This is a genomic window from Kribbella sp. (genome assembly GCF_035687465.1).
Lineage (GTDB): Bacteria > Actinomycetota > Actinomycetes > Propionibacteriales > Kribbellaceae > Kribbella.
The window spans coordinates 25,079-31,807 of record NZ_DASRXP010000236.1 but is presented as its reverse complement, the minus strand read 5'-3'; the positions used below and the strand labels follow the sequence as shown (position 1 = coordinate 31,807).

Genomic DNA, 6,729 nt, shown 5'->3' with positions numbered 1-6,729 from the left:
CGGCGCTCAGCTTTCACGCTGTGCGCTTTCACCCCGCCTCGCTTGCCATGTGCGCTTTGGGCAGCTGTGTGGGGGAGCGGCGGAAGGTTAGGAAGGCTCTGTTGTTGGCTCGCCAGTCTTCTGTGGCTAGGAGGTTGGCGGTGCGGGCGTGGTGGAGTACTGCGCGGCTGCCTACTCTTGCCCAGGGCAAGGGGGTGGAGCGGCGACCTTGGTGGGTGCGCAGGACGATTGGCTGGGTGTCGTCGAGGTAGTCGTCGGGATCGACTTCGACGAGAACCATGCCGTTCGGCCGGACCAGTTCCGCGCAACGCCGGAGTAACAGTTCGGGCGCGCCGCCGATGCCTATGTTGCCGTCCATCAGCAGGACGCTTCCCCAACGGCCCTCGCCGGGCAGCGGTTCCTGCACCGGCCGCCGCAAGGCCGGCGCTCCACGTTTGGTGGTCAAAAGTACTGCCTGAGCAGAGATATCCACCCCGAGCGCAGGAATCCCACGCTCCGCCAGAGCCGTCACGATCCGCCCCGGACCGCAGCCGATGTCGAGCACCGGACCTTCGCAGCGACTCAACGCCAGCCGGTCCACGTCGTCCGCCGGCGCTCTCCACCGATCTACTTCGGACAATGACGGAACAGCCTGTCCATCGGTGCCGGTAGCAACGACCTGCGTCCCACCGAGCGCCTTCTCGAAGAGCAGTCCCGGATGCGCCGAGTGATGCAGCCGCCGGTGCAACCGCGAGACCCGCAACGACGGGTATCGAGCCGCGATCACCGCCGCGTCCAGAGGCGTATCCAGGTCGCGCAAAGTCGGCAGCAACAGCACCCGATAACCGAGTTGCTCGAGCCTGTAAAGCTGGTCGGCACCGGTGTGATCAGTCGACATCGGTACGCCGACAAGCGCCCGGCGGTCCGGCTTGCGCAGACCGAGACACCAGTAGCCGCCGTCCTCGGTCAACCCCAGGACGGCGTCGTGCTCCGCCCAGTCGATCTCGAGAAGTTCCGGTGTCACCTGCGGGGTGTCCATCCCGATCAGCATCATTGGCGCACCGGCGTACGCGTCCTCGAAGGCGGCCGCGATTCTCTCGTCGAGACCATCACCTCGCTGTGGCACCACGACGAACCCGGCCGGCAGCCAAGGGCCGGGATCCCCATCCAGCGCGACGACGGACCGGCGTACGGACGTGTCCTGGACTGCGGCGAGTGTGTCGCTGAGGCAGGCACGGGCGAGGGCGGCGGCCTCGGACGGGGTGAACTCGGTCTGCAGACGCGTCTTCACCCGCCCCGGCACCGGCTGCTTCGCGATCACAATCACCGTCGCGGCCGTCACGGTGTTCATGCGGAGAGCACCTTCGTCATGTCCTTGACCGCCCGGGCCGCGCCGAGCGGCGTACCGGTGACTTTGGAGCGGCCCGAGCGCGGCAGGTAGTCGACGTCGACCTCCGCGATCCGCCAGCCGGCGTCGGCCGCTCTGACGACTGTCTCCAGCGGATAACCCGATCGCCGGTCCGTCAACTGCAGGCCGAGTAGGGCTTCGCGGCGGGCCGCGCGCATTGGTCCGAGGTCGCGCAACCGTACGCCGGTCCGCCGGCGGATCCGCCGCGACAGTTCAGCGTTGGCGACCCGGAGATGCCACGGCCACGCATCCCGGGAGATCGGCCTTCGCCTGCCGAGCATCAGGTCGATCTGCCCGGCCAAGACGGGTGCGGTGACCCGGACCAGTTGCTGTGGATCCAACGAGGCATCCGCATCGAGGAACGCGACCACTTGTGCCGTGGAGGCTTCCAGGCCGGCGTGGCAGGCGGCACCGTACCCGCGAAGGTCGCACCGCACCACCGTGGCGCCGAGCCCGGCTGCGATCTCGGGCGAGCCGTCGGTGGAACCGTTGTCGACGACAACGGCCCGTACGCCGGCAGGTAGCCGGTCGAGCACCCAGGGCAGGGCGGATGCCTCGTTAAGGCAGGGGAGGATGAGATCGACTTCGGCTGGGGACACTCTTCGACGGTAGGGAAGATCCTGGCGCTGCCGGGGTGGAATGCGGATACGGCTCGCTTACGGCCGCCTCCGGACCGCTGCTGGTGGCGCCCGGGCGAGGTGGGAAGATCTACGCTCGTTCCGTGGCTACTCGTGTACTCGTGGTGGACGACGACCCGACGGTGTCGAACGTCGTTTCGGCTTATCTGACCAAGGCTGGCTACGACGCCCGCGTGGTCGCCGACGGACTGGCGGCGGTCGAGGTCTGGCAGCAGTGGAAGCCCTCGGTGGTCGTGCTGGACGTGATGCTGCCCGGGCTTTCCGGCCTGGAGGTGTTGCGGCGCATGCGCGCGGCGGACGACGGGGCTGCGGTGATCATGCTCTCGGCGCGTGGCGAGGAAGAGGATCGCTTGGTCGGGCTCGAGGTCGGCGCGGACGACTATGTGGTCAAGCCGTTCAGCCCGCGCGAGCTGACGCTGCGGGTGCAGGCGATGCTGCGGCGCGAGGAGCGGCTGGGCGGGCTGGATCTCACGCCGACCAAGCTGAGTGCGGGGCCGATCACAGTCGACACCGCGGCGCGGACCGCCTTCCTTTCGGGGACCGAGCTCGCGTTGACGCATCGTGAGTTCGACCTGCTGGCGTTCCTGGTGGCGCATCCGGGCAAGGCATACACGAAGGCGGAGTTGCTCCGCCGCGTTTGGGGCTGGGACTTCGGCGACTCGTCGACCGTGACGGTGCACGTCCGCCGGCTGCGGGAGAAGATCGAGCTCGATCCCTCCGATCCCCGGCTGGTGCTGACCGTTCCGCGCACCGGCTATCGCTTCGCGGGGGAGGCCGAATGAACCGCGACACGTTCACGATCCTCGCGTACACCGCTCTCTGGACGCTGCTGGTCGCCTTGGTCGGTGCGTTCATCCTCTGGCGGTTCCGCCGCCGCTCCCTGCGCGTCACGATGATCGTCGTCGGGATCGTGCCGATGGCGGCCGCGCTGGCCGCGGTACTGCAGAGCGTCCAAGCCATGTTCATCTCCACGCACGACTCCTGGGTGGTGCTCTGGGCGCTGGCGTTCTCGGCCCTGCTCGGCCTGGCGATGTCCGTGCTGCTCGGGCACTGGATCAGCGTCGGCTCGCGGGATGTCGGCCGGCGCCTGCGCCACCTCGGGACGTCGTACGAGCCGGTCGTGGGCTCGACTGGCAGCGTGCCGGCCGAACTGGCCGCGCTCACCGACGAACTGGAGCTGACGCGGCAACGACTGGCTGCCTCCCGCGAACGCGAGCGCGCCCTGGAAGCCAGCCGACGCGAACTGGTCGCCTTCATGTCCCACGACCTCCGTACTCCGCTCGCCGGGCTGCGGGCGGTCTCCGAGGGACTGGAGGACGGGGTGATCGACGATGTGCCGGGCGCCTTGCGCCAGATGCGGACGACCGTGGATCGGATGACCGGGTTGGTGGACGATCTGTTCGAGTTGTCCCGGTTGTCCGCTGCGCCGCCGCCGCGACGGCGTTCGGCGGTCAGCCTGCGGGAGCTCGCCGAGGATGTCGCGGGGGAGACCTGCGAGCATGCGCGATCGGAAGGTGTCACGCTGACGGTGGCGACACCGGACGACGACGATCGGCTTGCCGTCGATGGAGACGCCGATGAGCTGACGCGTGCGGTGACGAACCTGGTGGGCAACGCGATCCGCCATACCGAGCCGGGCGGGACCGTCAAGCTGGCGGTGGACCGGGAGGTCGACGGGCGGGTGCGACTCGCCGTGACAGACGGCTGCGGCGGCATCCCGGACGACGATCTGGAGCGCGTGTTCGACATCGGCTGGCGCGGCGACGAACAACGCACCCCGGCCAACGGCTCCGGGTCAAGCGGCGGCGGCCTGGGACTCGCGATCGCCCGAGGCGTGGTCGAGTCCCACGCAGGCAGCATCGCCGTCACCAACATCGACGGCGGCTGCGCCTTCGAAATCGAACTCCCCCCAGTGCCGGTCAACTCCTGAGCAGATCGGCGATCCCACTGCTGAGGTCGTACGGCTCTCCTACCGTTTGTGTGGGTGGTTGAGCGTGGACACCTATCTCACCCCAGGAGTCAATAGGCGGCGAATGAACGCCGCGGCCGACCACCCACTGGCTGGTCATCGCGGCGGCTCAGATGCGCACTCCCCGAAACCGCCCCGGAATCCGGCCAGCCGACGACCCGGCCAGCCGACGACCCGGCCAGCCGACGGCCCAGCGACCCGGCGACCCGGCCGCTGCCGGGTCGTTCGACCGATAGCGGTCTGTAGGGCGCTATCGGCCGCAGAGCCCGGCATCGGCCGGGGAGCGCTACCGGCCGCTGCCGACTCGTTCGACCGATAACGACCTGTAGAGCGCTATCCACCGCGAAGCCCGGCATCGGCCCTGGCCGGTGCGCGCCTGGTCCGCCTGGCGGTGCACGTGGACCGCCAGGTGATGCACGTGGATCGCCAGGTGATGCACGGGGACCATCGGGGTGGATCGCAGCCCGTGGGTGCGCCGTGCGGATCGGTGATCGGGTGGGCGCTTAGACAGAACCAGGTCGCCAGTTCTTGTCCGAAACCAGCTCGCCGACAACCAGTGGACCGACCGATCCGGGTGCCGTCTCGACCGGGAACCACCTGCACCTGTGGTCAATCCTCCCAGCGGCTCCGGGACAGCTGCGTCCTTCCCCTGGTCGAGGTGCTGGGGGTCAAGAGTCGAGCTCGCTCGATCCCCGCAGGGGACGCCGAAGGCGCTCTTGATGCCCGGCACCTCGACTGGCACACTTCCGCAGCCCGGCGACGCGAACCACCCACACCTATGACCCGCGAACCACCCACACCTATGACCCCGCGAACCACCCGGCGCCCCAGCCGGACCAACCACCCTCACGTCAACCCACCCATCCACACCCCGTCAGAAGGCGGCCGAATGAACGTACTCCGGCTTCCACCCAAGCTCGTCCCGGATCCGCTGCGATGACGCGGTGATATGCCGAACATCGCCGAGCCGATAAGCCCCAGTCACCACCGGCCCCGGCCCGCCGTACGCCCGAGCCAACTCCTCCGCGATCTCCCCAATAGTCCGAACCACCCCACTTCCCACGTTATAAGCAACAAACCCCGCCTCTTGTCCATGCGCCGCCCGCCCCGCCTCGTCCGCCTGCCCGGCTCCCGCCGCCCTCCCGCGCCCTTGTTTTATTGCGTTTGTGGCGGTTGTTACTGCGGTTGCTATGTCGTGGACGTGGATGAAGTCCCGGCGTTGGTGGCCGTCTTCGAAGACTTGTGGGGACTCGCCTCGGTCGAGGGCTGAGCGGAAGAGGGCGGCGACTCCGGCGTACGGCGTGTTGCGAGGCATGCCGGGTCCGTAGACGTTGTGGAAGCGCATCGCCGCGACCCGCCCACCTGTTTCCCGCGCCCAGCCGGCGGCGAGGTGTTCGCCGTTCAACTTGCTGGCGGCATACGTGTTGCGCGGATCGGGTGCCGCTGACTCGTGCACCAGCCCAGGGCGGAGTTGCTCGCCGCAGTGCGGGCAGGGTGGTTCGAAACGACCGCGCTCCAGGTCTTCCACTCGGCGCGGACCAGGTGCGACCACCCCATGCCGGTCGCACTCGTAGTGTCCTTCGCCGTAGATCACCATCGAGCTCGCGTAGACCAGGTTCTGCACCTTTCGGCGACCCATAGCCCGCAGGAGGACCGCAGTACCGAGGCTGTTGCTGGACACGTAGTCGTCGATGTCGTCGAGATCAACACCGAGCCCGACCTTCGCCGCCAGATGGACAACCACCTCGACGCCGCTCAGCGCCTCGTCCATCGCCGCGCCGTCCCGGACGTCGCCCACGATCAGGTTGTCCACCTCCGGCGGTCCTTGATGCACATCCGACCGGAGCGAGTCGAACACCCTGACTTCATGGCCCTCAGCAACAAGCTGCCTGTGCACGTGCTGCCCGATGAACCCGGCCCCACCAGTGACAAGGACCTTCACCAGAGATCCGCCGCGGCCGTGCCGTCCAGCGAGTGGCGGCAGGTGCAGTCCGCGTCTGGCTTCGGGAGTTGGCCGATCACGTCGGCAAGCAGGGACTTCAGGCGCTCGATGCTGTGGCCGAAGACCTTGAACACCTCGGCCTGCGTGACCCCATCGCCGCTGGTGATCCCCGCATCGTGGTCGGTGACCACAGCAATCGACGTGTAGCAGAGCGCCAGTTCCCGGGCGATCGTTGCCTCCGGTACGCCGGTCATCCCGACCACCGACCACCCCTGCGCCGCATGCCACTGGGATTCCGCCCGAGTCGAGAACCGCGGTCCGTTGATCACCACCATGGTGCCGTCGGCAATCACCTCGCCGTTGCCCACGGCAATCACGGTCCGGCGGCCGACGGCGCAGTACGGGTCGGCGGGGGAGGTGTGGACCACCGGGCGGGGCGGTCCGTCGTACAGGGTGTGTTCGCGGCCCCAGGTGCGATCGACGAACTGGTCCGGAACGACGATCGTGCCGGGGACGAGTTCCGGGCGCAGCGAACCGACAGCACACGGGCCGAGCACCTGGCGGACTCCGAGCGATCGCAGCGCCCAGAGGTTGGCGCGGTAGTTGACCAGGTGTGGCGGGAGCCGGTGGTCGGCGCCGTGCCGCGGGATGAAGGCGACCTCGCGGCCGTTCACCTCGCCCACGACAGGTGCTTCACTCGGCGCCCCGAACGGCGTCACCACCTCGACAGTCCGCGCATCCTCCAGGAACGAGTAGAAACCAGACCCACCGATCACACCGATCTCTGCCATGC

General features: G+C 68.4%; 6 protein-coding genes. 2 read left to right on the top strand and 4 right to left on the bottom strand.

The window, feature by feature from the left end; translation table 11 throughout:
• Positions 1–28: 28 nt before the first annotated feature.
• Positions 29–1,330 (bottom strand): DUF2064 domain-containing protein, encoded by a 1,302-nt coding sequence (locus VFG33_RS12120; RefSeq protein WP_325025609.1) that lies wholly within the window; start codon positions 1,328–1,330, stop codon positions 29–31.
• Complete coding sequence (locus VFG33_RS12115; protein ID WP_325025607.1) at positions 1,327–1,986, bottom strand: glycosyltransferase family 2 protein; 660 nt, start codon at positions 1,984–1,986, stop codon at positions 1,327–1,329. The genes VFG33_RS12120 and VFG33_RS12115 overlap by 4 nt, the downstream gene beginning before the upstream one ends.
• A 122-nt stretch (positions 1,987–2,108) precedes the next feature.
• On the opposite strand from VFG33_RS12115, the gene VFG33_RS12110 reads away from it, so the two are divergent.
• Positions 2,109–2,807 carry a response regulator transcription factor gene (locus tag VFG33_RS12110; RefSeq protein WP_325025605.1) on the top strand — a complete coding sequence of 233 codons (699 nt, stop codon included), beginning with the start codon at positions 2,109–2,111 and terminating at the stop codon, positions 2,805–2,807.
• Positions 2,804–3,955 carry a sensor histidine kinase gene (locus VFG33_RS12105; RefSeq protein WP_325025603.1) on the top strand — a complete coding sequence of 384 codons (1,152 nt, stop codon included), beginning with the start codon at positions 2,804–2,806 and terminating at the stop codon, positions 3,953–3,955. The genes VFG33_RS12110 and VFG33_RS12105 overlap by 4 nt, the downstream gene beginning before the upstream one ends.
• Positions 3,956–4,868: 913 nt before the next feature.
• On the opposite strand, the gene VFG33_RS12100 is transcribed toward VFG33_RS12105, so the two are convergent.
• Entirely contained in the window at positions 4,869–5,936 is a 1,068-nt protein-coding gene (locus VFG33_RS12100) for an NAD-dependent epimerase/dehydratase family protein (protein WP_325025602.1), read from the bottom strand.
• Positions 5,933–6,727, bottom strand: a complete 795-nt coding sequence (locus VFG33_RS12095; RefSeq protein ID WP_325025599.1) for an S-methyl-5'-thioadenosine phosphorylase — start codon at positions 6,725–6,727, stop codon at positions 5,933–5,935. The genes VFG33_RS12100 and VFG33_RS12095 overlap by 4 nt, the downstream gene beginning before the upstream one ends.
• Positions 6,728–6,729 lie beyond the last annotated feature (2 nt).